The 23,417-nt window shown below is 46.4% G+C and carries 19 protein-coding genes, 1 pseudogene and 1 other annotated feature; of the genes and pseudogenes, 4 read left to right on the forward strand and 16 right to left on the reverse strand.

Translation table 11 applies throughout. From position 1 onward, the window contains the following. Window positions 1-352: 352 nt before the first annotated feature. The 11 genes from GKZ87_11180 to GKZ87_11230 form a co-directional block, all read right to left on the reverse strand. Window positions 353-2,752 (reverse strand): leucine--tRNA ligase, encoded by a 2,400-nt coding sequence (locus GKZ87_11180; protein ID QSI26007.1) that lies wholly within the window; start codon window positions 2,750-2,752, stop codon window positions 353-355. A 43-nt stretch (window positions 2,753-2,795) separates the two neighbouring features. Then, window positions 2,796-2,993: a binding site (T-box leader), on the reverse strand. Window positions 2,994-3,048: 55 nt separating this feature from the next. Further along, window positions 3,049-3,291 (reverse strand): hypothetical protein, encoded by a 243-nt coding sequence (locus GKZ87_11185; protein QSI26008.1) that lies wholly within the window; start codon window positions 3,289-3,291, stop codon window positions 3,049-3,051. 461 nt (window positions 3,292-3,752) lie between these two features. Then, window positions 3,753-5,138: an NADPH-dependent glutamate synthase gene (gene gltA / locus GKZ87_11190; protein ID QSI26009.1), complete on the reverse strand. Its 1,386-nt coding sequence runs from the start codon at window positions 5,136-5,138 to the stop codon at window positions 3,753-3,755. A 1-nt stretch (window position 5,139) separates the two neighbouring features. Beyond that, the gene (locus GKZ87_11195; GenBank protein QSI26010.1) at window positions 5,140-5,982 is read right to left on the reverse strand and encodes a sulfide/dihydroorotate dehydrogenase-like FAD/NAD-binding protein; all 843 of its coding nucleotides are present in this window, start codon (window positions 5,980-5,982) and stop codon (window positions 5,140-5,142) included. A 476-nt stretch (window positions 5,983-6,458) separates the two neighbouring features. Beyond that, window positions 6,459-7,220, reverse strand: a complete 762-nt coding sequence (locus GKZ87_11200; protein QSI26011.1) for a type I 3-dehydroquinate dehydratase — start codon at window positions 7,218-7,220, stop codon at window positions 6,459-6,461. Window positions 7,221-7,228: 8 nt separating this feature from the next. Continuing rightward, the gene (locus GKZ87_11205; protein QSI26012.1) at window positions 7,229-8,233 is read right to left on the reverse strand and encodes a DctP family TRAP transporter solute-binding subunit; all 1,005 of its coding nucleotides are present in this window, start codon (window positions 8,231-8,233) and stop codon (window positions 7,229-7,231) included. A gap of 15 nt (window positions 8,234-8,248) precedes the next feature. Continuing rightward, window positions 8,249-9,541 (reverse strand): TRAP transporter large permease subunit, encoded by a 1,293-nt coding sequence (locus GKZ87_11210; protein QSI26013.1) that lies wholly within the window; start codon window positions 9,539-9,541, stop codon window positions 8,249-8,251. Between the two features lie 3 nt (window positions 9,542-9,544). Further along, window positions 9,545-10,057, reverse strand: a complete 513-nt coding sequence (locus GKZ87_11215; protein ID QSI26014.1) for a TRAP transporter small permease subunit — start codon at window positions 10,055-10,057, stop codon at window positions 9,545-9,547. 81 nt (window positions 10,058-10,138) lie between these two features. Further along, window positions 10,139-11,320 carry an MFS transporter gene (locus GKZ87_11220; protein ID QSI26015.1) on the reverse strand — a complete coding sequence of 394 codons (1,182 nt, stop codon included), beginning with the start codon at window positions 11,318-11,320 and terminating at the stop codon, window positions 10,139-10,141. A gap of 24 nt (window positions 11,321-11,344) precedes the next feature. Further along, window positions 11,345-12,217, reverse strand: coding sequence for a shikimate dehydrogenase (locus tag GKZ87_11225; protein ID QSI26016.1), 873 nt, complete (start codon window positions 12,215-12,217; stop codon window positions 11,345-11,347). Between the two features lie 39 nt (window positions 12,218-12,256). After that, on the reverse strand, window positions 12,257-14,251 hold the full coding sequence (locus GKZ87_11230) for an FAD-dependent oxidoreductase (GenBank protein ID QSI26017.1): 1,995 nt from the start codon (window positions 14,249-14,251) through the stop codon (window positions 12,257-12,259). A gap of 161 nt (window positions 14,252-14,412) precedes the next feature. Here GKZ87_11230 and GKZ87_11235 point away from each other — a divergent pair, with 161 nt between their 5' ends. From GKZ87_11235 to aroF, 3 genes are all read left to right on the forward strand, one after another. Continuing rightward, the gene (locus GKZ87_11235) at window positions 14,413-15,318 is read left to right on the forward strand and encodes a LysR family transcriptional regulator (GenBank protein QSI26018.1); all 906 of its coding nucleotides are present in this window, start codon (window positions 14,413-14,415) and stop codon (window positions 15,316-15,318) included. Between the two features lie 302 nt (window positions 15,319-15,620). After that, complete coding sequence (locus GKZ87_11240; protein QSI26019.1) at window positions 15,621-16,886, forward strand: shikimate dehydrogenase; 1,266 nt, start codon at window positions 15,621-15,623, stop codon at window positions 16,884-16,886. A gap of 18 nt (window positions 16,887-16,904) precedes the next feature. Beyond that, window positions 16,905-17,921: a 3-deoxy-7-phosphoheptulonate synthase gene (gene aroF / locus GKZ87_11245; GenBank protein ID QSI26020.1), complete on the forward strand. Its 1,017-nt coding sequence runs from the start codon at window positions 16,905-16,907 to the stop codon at window positions 17,919-17,921. 249 nt (window positions 17,922-18,170) lie between these two features. On the opposite strand, the gene GKZ87_11250 is transcribed toward aroF, so the two are convergent. Continuing rightward, window positions 18,171-19,166, reverse strand: coding sequence for a pyruvate kinase (locus tag GKZ87_11250; GenBank protein ID QSI26021.1), 996 nt, complete (start codon window positions 19,164-19,166; stop codon window positions 18,171-18,173). Window positions 19,167-19,469: 303 nt separating this feature from the next. Here GKZ87_11250 and GKZ87_11255 point away from each other — a divergent pair. After that, a pseudogene (locus GKZ87_11255) lies at window positions 19,470-20,185 on the forward strand (hypothetical protein). 115 nt (window positions 20,186-20,300) lie between these two features. On the opposite strand, the gene GKZ87_11260 reads toward GKZ87_11255, so the two are convergent. From GKZ87_11260 to GKZ87_11275, 4 genes are read right to left on the reverse strand one after another with little or no spacing between them, the layout of a single operon-like run. Continuing rightward, complete coding sequence (locus tag GKZ87_11260; GenBank protein QSI26022.1) at window positions 20,301-21,074, reverse strand: Nif3-like dinuclear metal center hexameric protein; 774 nt, start codon at window positions 21,072-21,074, stop codon at window positions 20,301-20,303. Window positions 21,075-21,091: 17 nt separating this feature from the next. Then, window positions 21,092-22,132: a M42 family peptidase gene (locus GKZ87_11265; protein ID QSI26023.1), complete on the reverse strand. Its 1,041-nt coding sequence runs from the start codon at window positions 22,130-22,132 to the stop codon at window positions 21,092-21,094. Then, window positions 22,125-22,529 (reverse strand): DUF2809 domain-containing protein, encoded by a 405-nt coding sequence (locus GKZ87_11270; protein ID QSI26024.1) that lies wholly within the window; start codon window positions 22,527-22,529, stop codon window positions 22,125-22,127. The genes GKZ87_11265 and GKZ87_11270 overlap by 8 nt, the downstream gene beginning before the upstream one ends. A gap of 37 nt (window positions 22,530-22,566) precedes the next feature. Further along, a complete protein-coding gene (locus tag GKZ87_11275; protein QSI26025.1) occupies window positions 22,567-23,400 on the reverse strand; it encodes a DegV family EDD domain-containing protein in 834 nt (277 codons plus the stop codon). Between the last annotated feature and the right edge of the window lie 17 nt (window positions 23,401-23,417).

Consider the following 23,417-nt stretch of genomic DNA (forward strand, 5'->3'; position numbering starts at 1 on the left):
CCCTGTGTATCATGCTTCTATGTGGGATATGGTCGTTTTCTGATTCCAAAACAGCAATGCCATCATATGAAAACACCTATTCTCCTGTTCTTTAAACACCAATCACTGTTCTATAAAATCCTGCTTCTTCCTGGTAAGGAAAAGCTCACAGGTATTTTCTTTTCATATGTTACACGATTTGAAATAAACAGGATCAATGAAAATTTGCGTCCGCTGGATAAAAGAAAAGCCGAAGCGCATTCCCTGATGAATACATTTCGGCTTTTATGACTGTATGAAATATAAATAAACTATGCTAAAACACTTTTCCCTTAACGCTTTTAATGCGTGGTTGTATGTTATAAAGCCTGTTTTAATTGGCAACGATATTGACAACCTTGCCCTTTACGACAATAATCTTGCGTACTGTTTTTCCCTCGATCTGTGCCGCAACCGCACTGATTTCCAGAGCCTGCTTTTTCAATGCTTCCTCATCGCTGGCTGCTGCTGTCGTAAATTTCCCGCGCAGCTTGCCATTAACCTGTACGATAACCTCAATTTCATCCTCAATTAGCTTGGATTCATCATATACCGGCCAAGGCTCATAGGTGATCGTTCCGTTTCCGCCAAACACACGGCTCCAGATTTCTTCTCCCATATGCGGTGCGAAGCAGGCAAACATCTTGGCAAAGCCCTTTGCATATTCCACATAAATGCTTTCTGCCTTATAGCATTCATTGATAAAAATCATCATTTGTGAAATCGCAGTATTCAGATTCAGTGTTTCCACATCATTGGTTACCTTTTTGACCGTCGCATGGTATACCTTGTCCAGCTTTCCGTCGTTTGTTTCCGTGAACTTATCATACTCCGTGTACAATCTCCATACACGATCCAGCCATCTTCTGGCCCCGTCCAGCCCCGTTGTACTCCAAGGCAGTGCTGCTTCCAGCGGTCCCATGAACATTTCATAAACTCGCAGTGCATCTGCCCCGTGGCTTTCCACGATATCATCCGGATTTACCACATTTCCTCTGGATTTGGACATTTTTTCATTATTTTCACCCAGAATCATTCCCTGGTGGAACAGTCTCTGGAACGGCTCCTTTGTAGGTACAACACCGCAGTCATATAGCACCTTGTGCCAGAAGCGCGCGTACAGCAGATGCAATACGGCATGCTCTGCACCACCGACATACAGATCAACCGGCAGCCAGTGCTTTAACAGCTCCTCTGCCGCGATTGCATCATTGTTTTTCGGATCAATATAGCGCAGGTAATACCAGCAGGAGCCTGCCCACTGCGGCATCGTATTCGTTTCACGCTTTCCCTTCACACCGTCTATTTCGACATTCAGCCAGTCCTCACAGTGTGCAAGCGGAGATTCTCCGGAACCGCTCGGCTTGAAATTTTTTGTCTCCGGCAGCTCCAGCGGCAGCTCATCAATATCCACCGTACGTGTGGTTCCATCCTCCATATGGATAATCGGAATCGGCTCCCCCCAGTAACGCTGTCTGGAGAACAGCCAGTCTCTCAGCTTGTATGTCGTTTTCGCACAGCCGCAGTTATGCTCCTGTAGCCAGGCGATCATCGTATCGATTGCCTCCTGCTTTCCCATACCGTCCAGGAATTCGGAATTGATATGTACACCGTCTTCTGTATAGGCTTCCTTTGTTACATCGCCGCCTTCCAACACCGGAATGATGGCAATGTCAAATTTTTTGGCAAATTCCCAGTCACGGGTGTCATGTGCCGGTACGGCCATGATTGCTCCGGTACCATAGCTTGCCAATACATAATCGGAAATCCAGATTGGTACCTCTTTTCCGTTTACCGGATTGATCGCATAGGCTCCCGTGAATACACCGGTCTTCTCCTTATTCAGCTCTGTACGCTCCAGATCGGATTTTGTCGCACAGGACTTCTTATAAGCCTCAACAGCTTCCTTCTGTTCCTTTGTTGTGATTTCATCCACATAAGGATGCTCCGGTGCCATAACGCAGTAGGTAGCCCCAAACAGCGTATCGCAGCGCGTGGTAAACACGGTAAATTCCTTACTGGTATCCTTGATTTTGAAGATGACATTTGCACCCTTGGATTTTCCAATCCAGTTGATCTGCATTTCCTTTGTGGAAGTCGGCCAGTCACAAAGCTCCAAATCCTCCAGCAGACGCTCCGCATACTCCGTGATTTTCAATACCCACTGACGCATCGGCTTACGTATAACCGGAAAGCCTCCACGCTCACTCTTACCGTCAATCACTTCCTCATTGGCAAGTACGGTACCAAGCTCCGGACACCAGTTGACAGGGATTTCATCCACATAGGCCAGCCCTTTATCATACAGCTTCAGGAATATCCACTGTGTCCATTTATAATAATTCGGATCTGTCGTGGAAATCTCGCGATCCCAGTCATAGGAAAAGCCAAGTGCACGAATCTGTTCACGGAAATGATCAATGTTCATTTTTGTAAACTGTGCAGGATGATTTCCCGTAGTGATAGCAAACTGCTCGGCCGGCAGACCAAACGCATCCCAGCCCATTGGATGCAGGACATTGTGCCCCTGCATACGCTTCATACGGCAGACAATATCGGTTGCGGTATACCCCTCCGGGTGTCCGACATGAAGTCCGTTGCCGCTTGGATATGGGAACATATCCAGCACATAGCACTTCGGCTTATCAAAATCCCATGCATCACATGCAAAGGTTTTATTGTTCAGCCAGTAGCTCTGCCACTTTTTTTCTACTTCCTGATGGTTGTAATTCATAACTGCATTCTCCTTTACGTATCAAATAAAAAACGCCCTTATTTCTAAGGACGTCATAATTAACGCGGTACCACCTTAGTTCACTTGTACAAGTGCCCTTCATTTCTTCTTAACGCGAAGTTTACGGATAGTTGCCTATCAGCTCCTTAACAAGTTCCGCATGCTTTCATGTATCGATTCTCAGCAACATCGACTCTCTGTGACACTTCCACAAGGTACTACTTTAATTCTCAGCTTTTATACCATATAAGTATATCCAATTCCGCTATCCTTTGTCAATCATTCTCTGCCATTTTCTAGGTAAAAAACAGCAGATAGCCGATGATAATCAGGACAGCCGCAGTGAAAAGTGCAGGTTTTTCGATATCCTGTCCGTTCTTTTTCATTTCCCTGATCTGAATATAATTGACCAGTGCATAAATAAGCAGTGCCCCGGCCTTTGCAAACAGCTGCAGTGCAGGCACTAGCAAGGACAGCACAAACATGATAACGATTCCTGCCACACCGCCGATTATGAGTTTACTTCTTTTGGATTTCATAGCATCACCTGAAATTAGAATAGCAGAAATCGGAAATAAATGCAATTGTTTATGGACAACGAAAAAGGACGCGCATCACCACGTCCCTTTTCATTAGGTTATCGAAAGGAAATCGATATGAATAAAAGTAATTGAAATCGTGTAGTTTACAATAAAAGGAAGGAATGTAAAGAATACACAACTTTCAAGGTTATCACAATAGAGCCAGTATCATGATAACAGAAATAAGGTACTTATTTCCTGCCTATATAATAACATTTTTTGTGCCGATTGTAAACCCTTCCACAAATTTTCTTTCGCTTTCCTCAAAAGTTTGTAAGAAAGACAGGGCTGTCTGTCCAAATAAGCGAATCGCATGCTTCATCAAGGCAGAAAGGACAACCCTTCCCTTACTCTGTGATGGTATCCTTACATGTCCGAAATAGTATGTTGGTAACTATGCCCTGTCTGTTTTATGCTTTCTATTTTTTCTGAATATACTCGTCGATAGCTGCAGCTGCCGTTTTTCCTGCACCCATGGCAAGGATAACTGTTGCCGCACCAGTGACAGCATCTCCTCCGGCAAACACACCCTCGCGCGTGGTTGCTCCATTATCATCCGCAACAAGGCAGCCCTTACGGTTGGTTTCCAAACCCTTTGTGGTTGAACGGATCAGCGGATTCGGTGATGTACCGATGGCCATGATCATACAGTCAACATCTAACACAAAATTGCTGTCCTTGATCTCCACAGGACGCCTTCTTCCACTCTCATCTGGCTCTCCCAGTTCCATGGATACGCATTCCATACCGCATACCCAGCCATCCTCATTCCCCAGCACACGTACCGGGTTAGTCAGCAGCTTGAAGATAATGCCTTCCTCCATGGCATGCTCCACTTCCTCCTTACGGGCAGGAAGCTCCTCCATGCTTCTGCGGTATACGATAGTGACCTCTTCCACACCAAGTCGCTTTGCACAGCGGGCCGCATCCATTGCGACATTGCCGCCACCGACAATGACAGCACGTTTTGGATGCTGAATCGGTGTATCCACACCCTCTTTATAAGCCTTCATCAGATTACAGCGGGTTAGAAATTCGTTTGCAGAATACACACCCTTCAGGTTTTCACCCGGCATATTCATAAAGCTTGGCAGTCCGGCACCACTTCCGATAAAGACAGACTCATATCCAGCATCAAACAAATCATCTACAGATTCACTGCGCCCAATGACCATATTCGTCTGAATATCCACACCCATCTGCTTGAGACCTTCGATTTCGTGCTGAACAACCGTTTTCGGCAGACGGAATTCCGGAATACCATACATCAATACACCACCTGCAACATGCAGGGCTTCAAATACAGATACCTGATATCCCTTTTTCGCAAGATCCCCTGCACATGTCAGTCCGGCAGGCCCGGCACCGACTACGGCAACCTTATGCCCGTTGCTTTCCGGCTTGTGCACCTCATCCTTGACATTTTCTCTGTACCAGTCAGCCACAAAACGCTCCAGGCGTCCGATTGCGACCGCTTCACCCTTGACACCGCGCACACACTTTGCCTCACATTGCTTCTCCTGCGGACATACACGGCCGCAGACAGCAGGCAGAGAGCTTGTTTCATGGATGATCCGATAGGCTTCTTCAAAGTTACCTTCCTTTACCTGTTCGATAAAGTCTGGAATATTAACAGCAACCGGACAGCCGCTGATGCATGGCTTGGTAGGGCAATGCAGACAGCGCTGCGCTTCCTCCATTGCCATTTCCTTTGTATAGCCCAGTGCTACCTCATCAAAATTATTTCTTCTTACCTGTCCGTCCTGAACAGGCATTTCCACTTTTTTTAATGACATATTCGGCATATCAGCGCACCTCCTTGTTCATCAGATTACAGGCTTCTTCCCTGGCATGTGCCTCAAATTCACGATAGGTTGCCCCACGGGACATCGCCTCGTCAAAATCAACCAGATGTCCGTCAAAGTCCGGCCCGTCCACACAAGCAAATTTCGTTTCGCCGCCGACACTCAACCGGCAGCCGCCGCACATTCCAGTACCGTCAATCATGATCGGATTCATGGATACCACTGTTTTAATACCGTATTTCTTCGTCAGCTGACATACAAATTTCATCATGATCAGCGGTCCGATCGCAATCACCTCGTCAAAGCTCTCCCCTTTATTGATCAAATCCTCCAGCACATTGGTTACCAGTCCCTTAACACCGGTGCTTCCATCATCACTTACCAGATAGGCATGTGTGCTGACCTGTTTAAATTCCTCCTCCAGAATGACCAGATCCTTATTACGGAAGCCGGTGATGACCGTAACCTCTGTACCATTCTCATGTAAAGCCTTGGCAGTCGGATAAGCAATGGCACAGCCGACGCCTCCACCGATGACACAAACCTTTTTGTAGCCGTCCACATGCGAAGGCTTGCCCAGCGGCCCTACAAAATCCAGAATGCTGTCTCCCTCATTCAGCTGATTCAGCAGCATGGTCGTTTTTCCAACAATTTGGAAAATGATCGTAATCGTTCCTCGTTCTCTGTCATAATCTGCTATGGTCAATGGAATACGTTCTCCATTTTCATGTACGCGCAGAATAATGAACTGTCCTGCCAGCGCCTTTTTAGCTACTGCGGGTGCTTCTACAACCATTTTGGTAACGGTTGGATTTAGAATTTCTTTCTCTATAACCTTGTACATTGCTTCTCCTTTCTGAAAACTTTTTCAATATTCTGAAAAAGTTCCATAATGCATAACTTTATTTTACCTTTTTTCGTTTGGATATGCAATATTTAAAAAACACATTTCTCCAGACTTTTCTTATCGAATCCGCACGCTGTATACAGATGGAAAAACAGGTCTATTATTTTTGAACACTTGGTGCAATGCTCTTCTGCTTTTCGTACGTGCAAAACAGGCGTTTCGTTTATAGCCTCTATGCGGCTGCGAAGAAAATCGTTATTGGAAATGGGCGTGCAAGACAGACGTATCCATATCAGACGTATTCTTTATCAAAGCGTGACGTTCTCGATAGTGAAGAAGGCTTAAATTTTATCAGAGTAACGACAAAGATGAAGCCATTTTTTAAATAAAGCATTTTATAAATACTTCTTTAATACAAAAAAACGCACATAGAAAAACCGGCATTGTGAACAGCCGGCTTTTTCATGCATCCATTACAGACTTTTGTGTAGCAGGGTAAGTACGGTTTTCAGATCCTCGACTCCCATCTGTCCCGGTGCACTCGCTTTTTTTGCAGCGCCAAAGGTCAGCGCAGAACCAAAGACCTCTCCGCACAATCTGGACAGGACACCGGTTCCTGCCATAGACATCGTGATGATGGGACGATCCGCAAATTTTTCATGCATATCGTTTGTTGCCTGCAGCAGAGTAAGTACATCTGCCTTGCATGTCGGCATAACAGCAATTTTTGGAATATCCGCATCCAGCTTCTGCATCGCCTGCAGACGTGTGAGAATTTCATGATAGGATGGCGTTTTATCAAAGTCATGATTGGACATGATAACGCGTACACCTGCGGCATGAGCATAGGCGATCAGCTCTTTGACCTCCTTCTCTCCTGTGAACAGCTCCACATCAATCAGATCCGCAGCTTTGCAGTCGATAATTGCCTTATTCAGCTCCACATAATATGCAGTGCTTACCTCACGCTCTCCGCCTTCCTTCTTACTGCGGAAGGTTGCCAGAATCGGCAGGTCTGGCAGTGCTTCACGAAGAACCTGCAGCATATCTACAGCAGCCTGAACTGTTTCCACAGCTTCAAACCAGTCCATGCGCCACTCCACTACATCTACTGCGCTTCCCTTCAGTACAGCCACTTCAGAAAGCAGCTCCTCTTTTGTTTTTCCGACAATCGGCACACAGATTTTAGGAATCCCCTCACCGATTACTATATTTCTAACGTTTACCGTATTCATGTTTCCTCCTAACGCATACGTTTTGTATATGCTTCATACAGCGCATCCCCTGCCTGTTTTCGGATTTCTTCATATACAGGTTCTGCCTGCTTGCGCAGCTTGGCAATCATAGCCGCATCCAGCTCTATAATTTTCGTACCGCTGCCTGTGATGATATCCAGACGGTCGCTCACGCGCTGATCCGCCTGTTTTCTTGCATAATTTCTTGCATTCTCAGCCGCCGTATCAACAATTTTCTGTTGCTCACTGTTCAAGGAGCGATAAAAGTCATCGTTCACAATCAAGGAAAGCAGATGCGGCAGATGGTTGGTCTGCACGATGTAGTCCTGCTGCTCGTAAATTTTACCGGACACAATGACCTCGTACGGATTTTCCTGTGCATCAATCGTCCCCTGTTGTAATCCGATATAAACCTCGGAAAAGGTCATCGGGGTGGGATTGGCACCGATGGACTGCCAGAAGGCGATATGATATGGATTTTCCATCGTTCGGATTTTCTGTCCCTGAAAATCCTGAATATTTGTAATGCTTTTATTCGTCGTCATGACCCGAAAGCTCTGATCTCCCATCGCCAGCAGTCGAAAGCCGTTTTCTTGATACACCGCATTGATCATATCCATGAACGTGGGGTCATCCAGCGTTTCCCGCAGCTTGTCGATTTCTGTATACGCAACTGGCAGATCGAAAATAGCCAGTCTGGACATAAAGTTGGTCTGGGGTGCCGTGTTTTGTAAAACAAAGGGAATATCCTGTCCCATGCAGCTCTCAATGAGCTCCCGATCACTTCCCAGTGTTCCGTTCTCATAAACCTCCATATGGATAGAGCCGTTGCTTAAGCTCTCTACCTCCTCAGCAAATTTATGGGCAAACAGACCGGTTACCGTATCCTTTGGCGAATCCGTCGCGATGATCCACGGATATTTCGCAGATGCCTCAGCCGGATCCTCAATCTTCTGCACACACCCGCACAGCAGCAGGGATACGATGATAAGCATACCTGTTATTTTTTTCATATCTTGCGCGCCTCCTTACGATACCAGCAGCAGTGAAATCTGCGGAATAAAGGTAATGGCCAGCAATGCAAGCAGAAAGAACACGATCAGCGGCATTGCCTTCTTCGCAATCTTCATGACCGGAACATCCGTCAGAGAGCTTGCGACAAACAGATTGATACCGATTGGCGGTGTCACAAAGCCGATGGCGAGATTGACAACCATAATGATACCGAATTGAATCGGATCCACACCGATACTGTTTGTAATAGGAATCAGAATCGGCGTCAGAATCAGAATCGCCGGCGATGTATCCATCACCATGCCGACAATCAGCAGCAATGCATTGATAACGAGCAGAACCGCTACCTTGCCGCTGAAGGTGGACAGAATGAATTCCCCTGCCATATCCGGAATCTGCAGCAGGGTGATGATACGGGAAAAGGCCACAGCGGCACTCAATATAAACAGAATGGGCGCAAAGGTACGGATTGCCTCAACCAGTACACCCTTTAAATCCCTGAATTTCAGTGTGCGGTAAACAAGCATGGAAATCAGCAGCGCATAAAATACCGAGATAACGGCAGCCTCCGTCGGTGAAGCGATACCCGTGTAGATACAGCCAAGAATAATCACCGGTGTCAGAAGTGCCCAGAAGCTGTCCATAAAGACTCTGCAAAAGCCCTTATTATGTAAGACAGATACCTCCGCAGAAATCTTTTCCTTGTCCTCCCCATACTTACGGCAGTGATATACGGCATAAAGCATGAGCAGAAGCGCAATCAGAATACCTGGTATAATACCTGCCATAAACATTTTTCCAACGCTGGCTCCGCTGGCCATGCCATATAATATAAAGGGAATACTTGGTGGAATAATCACACCGAGACCGCCTGCCACCGCAACGATGGCAGTCACAAACACCTTATCATAGCCAATGCGGATCAGCAGTGGAATCGTCATGCTTCCCACTGCGGCCACAGTTGCCGGTGCACTGCCGGAAATAGCGCCGTAAAACAAACAGGTCACAATGACAGCACAGGGCATCCCGGCAGTATGCTCTCCGAGAAAATAAGAGAAGACATCAAACAGCTTTTTACTGACGCCCCCCTTGGCCATCAGTATACCGGATAAGACAAACATGGGAACGGCCAGCAGCGGAAAGGAGTCAATTCCTCCCAGCATGGCACGAATGATGTACTCAGCGGATATATGGAAATTGGGATCCATGAGCGATGGCGCCAGCGATACCGCCGATAACGTCGCAGAAATCGGTACGGAAACAAGCAGAAGCAGAACAAACAGAAGCATTATACCTATTGCCATCATATGCTACTCCCCCCTCGTACGGATTTCCCCGCAGGTCATAAAATGCCGAATATTACCGATTTCCAGCACAATCTGCTGCAGGGCGCGTACACTTGCCAGTGAAAAGCCGACAAGCGGCGCTGCCTGAACAAAAGGCATCGGCAATCCCAGTGCAGGTGATTTCTGTCCGCTGGCAATGCTCATTTGCAGATAAGTGAGCGCATGCCATGCCAGATAAGCAAACAGCGCGAACAGAATCACATTCAAAATCAATTGTGCAACGACATACACCGGTTTGGGAAACAGTAAAATGATCTGGTCAATTTTAATGGAAATCCATTTTTTGATACAGTAGCTGATGCTTAGAAACCCGCTCCAGATAAACAGATAGCGTGTCAGCTCCTCCGACCAGCTCAAAGAAGCGTTTAGAATATAGCGGCTGAACACCTGCAGTCCCATCAGAAGGGTCATCACTACAAGCAATGCGATCAGCAGTGTTTCCTCCAGATTATCATCCAGCCATCGTAAAATTTTCATGCGCTTTCCTCCTCACCATTCGAATTTGCCGTTATTATATCATACAGCACGGGCGTGCTGTACGATATTTTTATATTTATTTTACTTATCCCCTGTCAATTTTTGAAAACGCAGATTGACAAACAGCGCCAATAACACACCAATCAACGTGATTAAGATGTTCATCATCAAAATCTGAGCAGAGTCCATCGTTCCAGCTACGGAGAGAATCGTGTAATTGGAAAGACTGGACATAATCATTACAATACTGGTGATCGTTCCCTTGATATGCGGAAACAGATCGTTTGCTGTTGCGGTTACAAGCTGCAGGATAACACCTCCGGCACTATAGCCGACAAGTGCCGCCCCGATATAGCACATCGTTTCACTGCGTACCACATAAACAAGCAGCAGAGTAAGTAAGGTAACCAGCGGATAAACAAACAGAAAGCGTACACCCTTAATACGGGAAACCAGCCCGGCGGTGACGATGATGGCTGCCAAAGAGCCAAAGGAATAGCAGGTCTGCATCATGCTTGGATCACTGACACCGGCCAGCTCCTTGGCAAATGTCTGTGCACAGTTCAGCCACAGCTGGAAGGTTGCCGTACACGTAAACCCGATCACGATCAGGGCAATGCTTTCAGCCGTAAAATGTGAATTGCGGATGTTTTCCAGAAGACCCGGAGCTTTTTCCCCTGCCTTTTTTTCCGCCTTTGGAAGCGGTGCAAATACTACGAGTACACCAATCACGATGATGGCGATTCCACTGATATACAGCAGAACGTTATAAGACAGACTGGCACCAGCCAATGCCCCCAGCATAAACGGCAGCAGCAGCTGTGCCGCAGAGATGAAGAACTTTGTCAGCATGGTTGCCAGAGAGGAGCGTGGCTCCAAAATTTCCACACAGGCAGGAATGACTCCGGTATCCAGGAAGGAATTCGCAATTCCTCCCAGAATAGCGGCTGCATAGGCAACCCACATGTTTGGTGACATTGCGACACCGATGAAAAAGATTGCATAGGATGCGATACCGATCAGGGAGGAAAGCTTTCTTCCCATTTTATCAGACAGCGGTCCGGCAATCGGCAGTGAAATCAGACGCCCCAGCCCCAGTGCAGCGGCAACCATGGTCACCTGACCGATAGCATCCATTCCCTGTCCCCACTGAGCAACCAGCATTTCCTTGATTACGGCCTGCCCCAGTATGGAACAGCCGATCCCGTGGATAAAGTAATTCAAGTACAGAATAAACGCACTTGGATAATATTTTTTATTCATAGCTTCTCCTTATGTTAATTGTTCTTAAAAATGAATGTCCAGGATTTCTTTCATATAATCGATTGGCATTTCCTTGCCAGTCCATAATTCAAATGCGGCAGCTCCCTGGTACAGCATCATGCCAAGACCGTTCATTGTCTTACAGCCGACTTCCTTTGCCACACGCAGCAGCTCGGTTTCTGTAGGCATATATACCACATCGGTAACGATCAGCTCCTTACGCAGGAAGCTGGCATCCGGAATCACCATCTGTCCTTCCAGCGGCTTCATACCGACACCTGTCGCATTCGCAAACAGATAGCTGTCTTCGATTTCCTGTTTTAATGCGGCAGTATCTGCCAAATCATACAGCGTAGCCTTACAGCTTGTTTTTTCATTGATATTCTTCACATTCTGCTCGGCACGCTCCCAGAATTCATCACGGCGGTTGAAGATTGACAGCTCCTTAACACCGTCCAGTGCCATCTGAATTTCAATCGCTGTTGCAGCTCCCCCGGCTCCGACAATCGTTACCTTCTTGCCCACTACATCAATTCCGGCATCCTTTAAGGAACGCATATACCCGATACCATCCGTAATATGTCCGGTCAGCTCCCCATTGTCATTAACGACTGTATTGACTGCACCGCACAGCTCGGCAGCCGGAGATAAATGATCCAGGTACTGTCCAATGACGGTTTTATTCGGCATGGATACGTTATAACCGCGTACCTTCAATGCCTTGAAGCCCTTTACAGCATCCTCCAGCTCCTCATTTCCAACCTCAAATGCCAGATAAGCATAATCAAGACCAAGCTTCGCGAAAGCCTCATTGTGCATCTTTGGTGATTTTGAATGACGAATCGGTGTCGCAATCAATCCGATCAGTTCTGTGTGTCCGCTAATTCTTTCAGCCATAGCAATTTCCTCCTTAACGTAGCCTTACGTTCTTTTTATTTATAGAAACTCTCTTTTCTTCAAGGCGTTCAGGATATTTCGTCCCTCAGCAACGCCATCAATAATTCTTCTTGCACGTACGCTGTCCCCGATATTGAGCAGCTCTACATCTTCATCCGCAAATGCCTGCTTCATATCCTCCATTACCGGAGAGTATGCACGCATCCCCAGACAGACAAAGCCGTAATCAAAATCCAGGGTTTCCATCGCATCACCGCGCTTTACCACGAAGTGATCCTTATGCACCTCTTGCAAAGCAGTGGATGTCAGTACCTGTACCTGGTGCTTTTCCAGCATATCATAGGTTCCCACCTTGGTCACCGTATCCAGATCCTTGCCGACAACCGGCAGCATTTCAACGATGCTGACTGCTGCGCCGCGTTTTGCGAAAAATTCCACTACATCTAATCCTACCGCACCGCCGCCGACAACGCAAACCTTTTTGCCGTCCAGCTCGTTTGGATAGTGCTCAATATTTTGAATCATGCCCAGGATACCACTGACGCGGCTTCCTTCTGCATCGATGTTTTCCCGCAGTCCGCTGATTGGCGGAAGCAGCGGTGTAGAGCCTGTCGCATTGATGATGAAGTCCGGTTTCAGCATTTTCACAAAGGCAGGTGTTGCTGTTGTTTCCGTAAAGGTAATCAGATTGCGCAGAGACTGTGCCCGGTGAATCAGATAATCCGGAAAATCACGCAGACGACGTTTGTCCGGTATTTTGGAAATCGCAACGCTCAATCCGCCAACATGATCTTCCTTTTCAATCAGGAATGTGGTGCAGCCGACTTCCGCAGCCGTACATGCTGCCTCCAGACCGGCAGTACCGCCGCCGATAACAACAACATTGCATGGCTTTTTCACCTTCCAGCTGCGATAGTCCTCGCCCTCATTGACGCTTGGATTTACCGTACAGCGAATCGGACGGTTCAAGCCGATCCGGTGACCGGAGCAGCCAATGTTACAGGAAATGCATTTGCGAATGGTATCCTCTTTGCCGTAATGCACCTTGTTTGTCCAGTTTGGATCGGCAATCATCTGTCGTCCCATACCGATCAGATCCGCATCACCGCGCTTCAGGATATCCTCTGCGACCTTTGGATCACGGATATTTCCGGTTGTGATTACCGGCTTATCAAACGCTTCCTTTACCGCCTTTGCCATATAAGAACGCCAGCCGTCCTCCAGATAATTTGCATCAATCTGATATTGAATAGAATCTACCAAGCCACAGGAAACATCAATGATATCCGCCTCCTGCTGGAAATATTCCAACAGCTTCAATGTATCCTCCAGCGTATTTCCACCCTCGAGGAATTCATCGGCACTGATACGCACCAGAATCGGAAACTGCGGCCCGACCTCTTTGCGCACAGCCTCCAGCACCAGCTTCGCAAAACGGGCACGGTTCTCATAGCTGCCGCCAAATTCATCCTCGCGCTTATTGGTCAGCGGAGATAAAAACTGATTGATCAGATAGGAATGTCCCGCATGGATTTCAACAGCATCAAAACCGATGATCTGCGCACGCTTTGCGGCTTTTGCATAGCTTTGTACAATTTTCAGGATTTCTTCCTTTTCCAAAGCACGCGGCAATGCACCGCCCTTTTTATTTGCGACAGCACTCGCACTCACCGGCTGCATTCCGATGCGTTCTTCCACAGCACTCGCTCCGGCATGATTCAGCTGAATAGCGATTTTCGTATTGTGCTTATGTATCGTTTCCACCAGCTTGTACAGACGTGGAATGTAGTTGTCATGGTCAATGCGCAGCTGCGTGGTTCCATTGGATCCGCACGGATAATCCACACAGGCATTTTCCACGATGATCAGTCCGGTACCACCCATGGCACGCTGTTCGTAGTAATTGATGTGCAGAAAACTCATTTCTCCGTTCTGCTCACCAAAGTTTGTTCCCATCGGCGTCATGACGATACGGTTTGGAATCGTCATCTGCTTGACTGTCAACGGTTCAAAGATTGAAGAATACTTTCCCATTACTTAGCCTCCTCGATTGTGAATGTTATCTTATTCACAAACATTACAAGCATATTATATAGATTTCATCCTATGTAAACAATTCATAATTTTTACAAAATCTATAGATTTTATCTATAAATCAGGTATACTATTCCTATGGTAATATTTGGAGGTAGCCTATGAATCTGAATCATTTACAATATTTTCGCGTGCTTGCCCAAACCGAGCACTATACGCAGGCCGCAAATCTGCTGGACATCACACAGCCCTCCCTCTCCCATGCCATCGCTCTGCTGGAAAAGGAGCTTGGCTGCTATCTGTTTGAAAAGCAGGGACGAAATATCAAGCTGACCAAATACGGCCGGATTTTCTATGAATATATAGAAAAGGGTCTGCAGGAAATCGATCTTGGAGAACGCCGTCTGCGTGATCTTACCTCACAGGAAAACGGCTGGATCGATCTGGCATTCATCTATACCCTGGGCAGCCACTATGTCCCCCATCTCTTGCAGAGCTTTCTGGCACAGTCACAAAACCGCAATGTAAAATTTTCTTTAAAGCAGGGCAATACGACGGAAATCCTGCAGGGCCTGAAGGAGGAAAAATACGATATAGCCTTTTGTTCCTATGTTGAGCATCAGCCGGATATTAACTTTTTGCCGATTGCACAGGAGGAGGTGGTTGCCATCGTATCCCATAGCCATCCTCTGGCACTGCATGACAGCGTTGACCTTGCCCAGTTAAAGGAGGAAACCTTTGTGTATTATGATAAGCAAAGCGGCATCCGTCCGTTGTTGGATTCCCTGTTTGAAAAGGTGCAAATTCGACCGAATATCATATGCGAGGTGGAGGAGGACAGTGCCGTAATCGGTCTTGTTGCCATCAATTACGGTATCGCTCTGGTCCCTGATATCGCCATGCTGGATCAGTTTCCTGTCAAAAAGCTGAAAATTACCAACCCTCCGCATGAGCGCTATATTTATCTGGCGACCGTTAAAAACCGCTATCTCCCCCCTGCTGTTCATACCTTCTGTAACTTCATCGTTCATCACACCTCGATTAAAAATCCGCATGTGCGTGAATGATTTTCCATTTATTTTCATAAATTTTCAAAGAATATGAAAATTTATACTTGCATTTTCCGTAAGAGTGTTGTATTCTAATGGCAATAGGAGTGATACCCGTGAACAAATCCATTCATTCAGCAGCATATTATTTTTACTTTAGATAGCCCTGAACCGAACCATTGAGATCATCGTGGTTATTTTCGCGTATCAGGGCATAAAAAAAGCATGAACGAAGCAGACGTTGATGCTTTTTTTATTGCTTGTGATGGATATAACAGCTTCTATGATAGAACATGAGAGAAAAGAGAGGAAGAAAACAAATGAGATACGGACTAATTGGTGAGAAACTGGGACATAGCTTTTCAAAGGATATTCATGAGCGGATAGCAGATTATACCTTTGATCTGATTCCGTTAAGCAAAGAGGAATTCAAGGAGTTTATGGAGAAAAAGGAATTTGCCGCAATCAATGTGACGATTCCCTACAAAAAGGATGTCATCCCCTACCTGGATGAAATGGACGAGCATGCAAAAGCAATCGGTGCAGTGAACACGATTGTCAATCAAAATGGGAAGCTGAAGGGCTACAACACGGATTTTACCGGTTTTCTGTACATGGTGAAAAAGCATAACGTACACATGGAAGGAAAAAAGGTGCTGATTATTGGAAACGGTGGTGCCAGCGCTGCCATCCAGGCAGTTGTTCGTCATGAAAAGGCAGGACAAATGGTCGTTGTGGATGTTGTGACAGGAAATGGTGCTATCAGCTATGATGAGATGTTCTCCAGCCATCTGGATGCGGAAATCATCATCAATACGTCCCCGATCGGAATGTATCCGCGCATTGGCAATGCTCCAATCGATATCAGCATGTTTCATAAATGCGAGGCTGTGATGGATGTAATCTACAACCCGATTTTGACTAGATTATGCTTTGAGGCACAGGAGATGGATATCAAGCGTGTAAACGGTCTGGAAATGCTGATTGCGCAGGCAAAGCAGTCTGTGGAGTTCTTCCTGGATAAGCAAATCGATGACCAGATCATTGATGATATTTACCAGGATATGTTAAAGGAGCACTGCAATATCGTCCTTATCGGTATGCCGTCCGCCGGCAAGACGACGATCGGCAAAATGCTGGAAGACCGTATGCAGAAGGAGTTTATTGATCTGGATGATGTCATCATTGAAAAGGCAGGAAAATCCATTCCGGAAATTTTTGAGGAGAGCGGTGAAGCAGGCTTTCGTGCCATTGAAACTGAGGCAGCCATTGAGGTCAGTAAGCTGAATAACAAAATCATCGCAACTGGAGGCGGTACGATCAAGCATAAGGTGAATATGGATTACCTGCGTCAAAACGGTATCACGATCTTCATCGACCGTGATGTGGACAAGCTGATCAGCTCTGATCCAAATCGTCCCTTATCCAAAAGCAGTGATGCCCTGCAGAAGATGCATGCCGAGCGTCTGCCGCTGTACCAGAAATATGCAGCCTACGTTGCCGTAAACAACAGTGACATCGAATCAACCGTCAAAGAAATAGAAGAAGCCTATCACAGCATTTTAATTGATGCTGTCAGCGATTAGAGGAAAAGAGGAAACTGTATGATTATCACATTGAAAAAAGATGCCCCAAAGGCAGAGGTTCAGAAGCTGATTCACAATTTTGAAAACAAGGGTTTATCCGTAACCATGATTCAGGGAGACAGCTACAATGTCTTCGGACTGGTCGGCGATACCTCCAAAATTGATGAAAAGCTGGTAAAGGCACATCCGTTTGTAGAAAATGTCACACGTATTGCCGCTCCCTATAAAAAAGCAAACCGCCTGTTTCATCCGGCGGATACGATTGTCGATGTAGCCGGTGTAAAGGTCGGCGGCAATGAAAAAATTGCAATCATCGGAGGCCCCTGCTCGGTGGAGGGAGATACCCAAATCATGGATATCGCAAAGCAGGTAAAGGCAGCCGGCGGCGATATGCTGCGCGGGGGTGCCTATAAGCCGAGAACGAGCCCGTATGCTTTTCAGGGAATGGGAAGCGAGGGGGTTGCCTGCATGGTGCATGCCAGGGAAACCTATGGACTGCCGATTGTCAGTGAATTGATGAGCGCTGATAAAATTGATGAGTTTGTCAAGCATGTGGATCTGATTCAGATCGGCGCCAGAAATATGCAGAATTTTGATTTGCTGAAGGCTGTTGGCCGTGTTAACAAGCCGGTGCTGCTGAAGCGCGGTCTTGCCAATACGATTGAAGAGTGGATCATGGCTGCGGAATATATCATGTCAGAAGGAAATGAAAATGTCATTTTCTGCGAGCGCGGTATCCGTACCTTTGAAACATATACGCGTAATACCCTTGATCTCAGTGTTGTTCCTATTATTAAGGAAAAGACACATCTGCCAATCATCATCGACCCGAGTCATGCGACCGGTGACTGGAGACTGGTGGAGTCCGCTTCTCTGGCCGCAATCGCAGCAGGTGCTGATGGTTTGATTATTGAGGTGCACAACGATCCGGAAAATGCATGGAGCGATGGTGCGCAATCCCTGAAGCCGGAACGCTTTGCCGAGGTGATTCGCAAGGGAAGAAAAATTGCCGAGGTCATTGGACGTAGTATGTAACTACAAAAAACTGTCAATTTCAAGGAAGCACAGACATAAAAAGCGTCCCGATGTATAAACTTCATATATGGATTTATAGTAAGTCTTTTCGAATTCTTAGCCATAATCGAAGAAGTACGAAAAGGAAGATGAGTAAGCAATTACGCTGTACCATCTTCCTTTTTTCATTTGCGTAGAAATACCTGCTCCAGTCAAGTCTTTGTTCCTGACATAGGAGGCTCTTACAAGAGGATTCCTTTTCCCTGTGGCTTACAGCGCTTCCTCTTTGCAGCTCAGTGCGGATTTTGCCGTTTCACAGAAATATTCCATCGCCTGCAACGGATACTTACCGGCAGCTGTTTCCCCAGTCAGCATAATACTGGAAGCACCATGGTAAACGGCGTGAAAAACATCACTGACCTCTGCTCTAGTCGGTATCGGATGCTCCATCATAGAATCCAGCATCTGCGTGACGACCATATACGGCATGGAATATTCTTTGCATATATCCTGTATGCTTTTCTGCACAGCCGGCAGCTCCCACAGCGGCATTGCATTTCCCAAATCCCCTCTGGCTATGACAATCTGGTCACAATGAGGAAGCAGCTCCTTTAGATGTGTGACCCCCTCCATATTTTCAATCTTCGCATATACCTGCAGCTGCGGACATCCAATGCTGCTCAGCGTTCCCTTCACCGTGATCAAATCCTGTGCATGTCTTACAAAGGGCTGCATTATTCCGGTAACACCGTATTGCTTCGCCACCTTCAAATTGCGGATATCACTTTCAGTAAGTGTTGGCAATGCAATATGACCGTTAACCAGAGCCACACTTTTTCCGGATTTCAGTACACCCCCATGCAGCACAGTACACAATAAGGTGTCTTCCCTGACCTGCGCTACCTCCAAAAGAAGACGGCCGTCATCCAGCAGCAGCTGTTCCTGTTCCTTTACATGCGACAAAAGCTGTACAGGAACCGGAATTTCCTTTCCCAGCTCAATCTTCTGCCCTTCCTTTAGCAGCACAGGCTCCTTCAGCTTACCGATTCGCAGCTCCGGCCCCTTCATCTCAATAAGCAGCTTCGCCTGTATGCCAGCCTGTTCCTGTGCCTGGTGAAAGGCATCCAGCCATTCCCTGCAATCCGGTAAATCCACATGGGATAGATTCAACCGCACTCCGTTCATACCCATACAAAGCATTTTATACAGAGCCTCCCGGGTATGCAGGGACGGCCCCAGTGTTCCATAAATATCGATTGTTTTCATAATTTTGTACCTCGCTTTTTCCATTATAACAGAGGATGTGTGAAAAGCCAGCAGTATCCTGAAAATTCATGCGGAATCATGCTTGCTATTCATAATAAGATCATTAGATGAATACAAGCTGTAACTAAAACTGTATGGCTGATCGTCACCGTTCTACAGTATAAGAATATTCTGTCTTCCATAAGCTGTATTTCAGTCCTGTTGTGAACAGGAACAGAAATTGCAAATTCTATACAGGTTTTCTGTATGAATTAACGTGTATCTTGTATAATGAGCATAAAGTATAGACAGGAGGCAAGCAGAATGAAAGAAAAGAGAACAAATCTTTACCGGGTAAGTATCCTTTGTTTGCTGCTCCTTACGTCCTGTAAGGATGTGAATAAGGCTTCTGAGCCGGAAAATAGAGAGTCCAAGGAAACCGTATATGAGCCAATCGCAGCTAATGATATTCGTCATGTCAACATCAGTGGGAATGCAAGATCAATTATCATAAAGCAGGGTACGGATACAGCTTTTCATTTTCAGAATGCCGATTTGAATACTGCTCATACGTATGAGGTACATAGCACAAAAAAGGATGATACTCTTGATATTATCATTACCATGGAGCATGGCGAAGCGGATCATGATGTGCTTGGTTCATTTCTGCTGTATCTGCCACAAAAAGAATTTGATTCGATAGAAACAGCAGGTGATTTTAAACAGACGCATATCAACACAATCCAGTCCGATATTATTGTACATGCCAATTCATCTGTAGTAGTTCTGAATGTAACGGCTGCACAGCTGAAGCATGATATCCTGCTGGATGGAACAGAAGCAGCTGCCTTTAGCAGTATCTCGGTTTATCTGGATACACTGCCTACAAATATATGCATGGAGATAAGCCCCACTCAAAAGGGCTCCCTTCACGATCCGCAGCATATCCTTACCGATGCAGGCTGATATCCGGCACAAAAAAGCCTGTCATACGTATTAACGGCGCTAAAGAAGTCAATTTGTATAAAAAGGACAGCTAAGTGACTTGCGCTCCCTGTGCATACGCGGCTTACAAACCGGCGGAGCAATTCCAAAAGAAAGAATGCAGTCTATAGATTTATAGAACTGCATCCTTTTTTGTATTCATAGGAAGTCTTACACAAACGTAAACGGATGGCACAGCGGCGCAGCTATGATTTTGACTCCCTGCAGCTTTGTTGACAAATATGCCGCCATATCCTGGATAAAGATATGCTCAATTCCATAATGACCGGCGTCAATCACGGCAAGACCCTGCGCAACGGCATCTATGCCCGTATGATGGGATATATCTCCTGTAATCAATACCTCACACTGCTTGTCAAGTGCATGTGAAAGCATACTGTTTCCAGCTCCTGGCGATATGGCAATACGCTGTACCGGTTTGTTTACATCACCATAAACCTGCACGCCCTGCAGCTCAAAGATCTGCTTGAGCTGTTCGGCAAGCGTAGAAAGCGGTATTGCAGTATCCAGGCTTCCATATTGCCCGATGCCCTTTTCATCCTCACTTGTGACTTCCAGAACCCGTGCGTTGTTCAGATGCAAAAGACATGCAGATAGCTCTCCCATACAGGAAACATCGTAATTGGTATGCATCGCATAGCAGCACATATCTGCTTGTATCAGCGTTAAAAGCCTTCTGCCGATAAAATCCTGATCGTGAATCTGTTTAATTCCGTTAAACAGCAACGGATGATGGGTAATCAAAAGCTCTGCATGCTGTGCAGCCGCAGCCGCAATCACCTCATCCGTGGCATCGAGTGCAATATATATCGTGTTTACTTCCTTATCATAGCGGCCTGTCTGCAGCCCGCAGTTATCCCAGTCCAATGCATAGGCTTTTGGACAGCGTTCCTCAAGTATATTTAAAATATCAGCACAGCGCATATGCTTACCTCCTTTTGTTACTGAAACGGATCAAATGAAAAGCTCGCATCAAAGCGCACAAGAAATTCACTGATCAGTTCAATGATCGTTTCCAAATCCCGATAGCAGGCAGTCTCAATAGAGGAATGCATATAGCGAAGCGGTATGGAAATAAGGGCAACCGGCACACCACCGTTTGTAAAATGGACAACATCGCCATCTGTTCCGGCCTTACCGGCAAATACCTCCCACTGCACATCCAAATGACATTCCCTGGCAATCGTTGCCAGCGCCTTATTCAAAGGCTTGTTGATCATGCTGTTGGAGCACAGAACAGCTCCCTTTCCAAGCTCCACCATACCGCTCGCATCTGCATTTACTCCCGGATAGTCACTGGCAAAGGTCACATCGACAATCAATGCACAATCCGGCTGAACACGGCATGCCGTATGATATGCACCACGCATGGTTGTTTCCTCTCCACAGGTAGCTGCCGCAAAGATTGCGCAGGCTGCTTGTTTTTCCTTTGCCTTCTTCAAAGCCTCCATGATGATAAAGGCCCCGATGCGATCATCCAGTGCACGCCCGGCAAGCTTTCCCTCTGCCAGCTCCACCATATCCGTGGCAGCACACACAGGATCACCGATAGAAACGACTTTCTCACATGCTTCCCTGCTGTCAAAGCCCAGATCAATAAACAAATCCTCAGCCTTGACCTGCTCCTTGTTTTCCAGCTCACTGTTCGTCACAACGACACCAGGAAGGATTTTGGATGCACAAATGACCTGCACATGCGTACCTAGATACAGAATTGGATGAATACCTCCGGCCTTTGTTACCTTCAGCATTCCGTTTTCTGTAATATGTGTTACCAGAAATCCGATTTCATCAATATGACCGCAAAGCAGTACCCTGGGTTTTGCTTGCGGATTCAGTGCACAGATCACATCCCCGGTTGCATCCGTCAGGATTTCATCACAATGCTTATTCATATGCTGTATAACCTTTTTCTGCAATGCAATTTCATGTCCGCTGACACTTGCTGTCTTCAGCATTTCATATAAAAATTTCTTATCCATTTTTCTTTATCCTCCATTTCATATATATCATATCCAATAAAAACGCCAGCATACAGCCGATGCTGTAGCATACAAGATCACTCCATACAAAGCCCTGACCGAGAAGATAGCGAAGTGGTGTTGCACGCAGTGCATTCAGCCAGTCGTATTGCAGAAGCTGTGAACATTCGATGGCAAAGGAGAACAGCAGTGTTCCAAGAAAAACTGCATTTGCTTTTGCCTTTGGAAACAGCCAGGCAAAAATTCCATACATCATCATTGACCACAGCGTATCACCTCCATATTTTTGAAACCAGTCAGGAAGAGGAAGCGAGCTTCGTGATGCCAGTCCTGCAAAAATCATAAGAGCTACAAACACGGCACAGCTTATGCGGCTTCGCTGTTTTTGTTTTATCATATACGACTCCTCCTAATAAAAATAGAGTGTTCCCACTCTATTTACGAATATACTGAATTGCGACACATTGCGGTCCGCCCTGTGTGATAAATGCCGGAGAGAGCTTTAACAGCTCCAGCTCAGTATCCGGAAAGGCCTGTTTTAAACGGTCGATAAAGAAACGGGCATCCGCAAGTGCATCTGCATGCGCTACATAAATGCGGTAGGCCGCATCAACACCATGCTCACGAAAATACTCGATGATGGCATCCGCTGCCTTGGACAAGGTACGGGTAATCGTAAATTTATCCAACCGGCTTCCATTCTCCACCGCATGCATCACAGGCTTCAGCTTCAGCAGTCCGCCTATGCTTGCGGCTGCCGGCTTTAATCTGCCGCCGCGTTTTAGAAAGCTGAAATCCTGCGGTATCAGAAAGGAATGCTCATGTGCCATACTGTCTTTCAGCGCTGCTACGATTTCCGCAGCCGTTTTTCCCTCATCACGCAGCTTTACCGCTTTTTCCACAAGGTAACGGTGCGGCCCGCACAGCGTCTGGGAATTTAAAACGGTGATGTTATCCGCATGCATCGCCTGTTCCTTCGCCATGCATGCCGTCTGATACGTACCTGACAGACCATCTGCCATACAGATATTGAGAATTTCCTCATCCCCCTGCTCCTCATAGGCAGCCAGCACATCGCCAATCGGCGGCTGTGATGTCGTCGGTATCCCACCCTCTTTAACCTTTTCTAAAAAAGCGGACGTGTCGAAGCAGAGATCCCGGTAATGCTCATCCTGAATACTGACACAGAGAGGAATTACATGAACATCCATGTCCTTTCCTTCCGTGATTGTGAAGAGTGCAGATGTGTCTGTAATGATATGTACCATGCTATCTTTTCCTTTTC

This window comes from Erysipelotrichaceae bacterium 66202529, assembly GCA_017161075.1.
Classification (GTDB): Bacteria; Bacillota_I; Bacilli_A; order Erysipelotrichales; family Erysipelotrichaceae; genus Clostridium_AQ.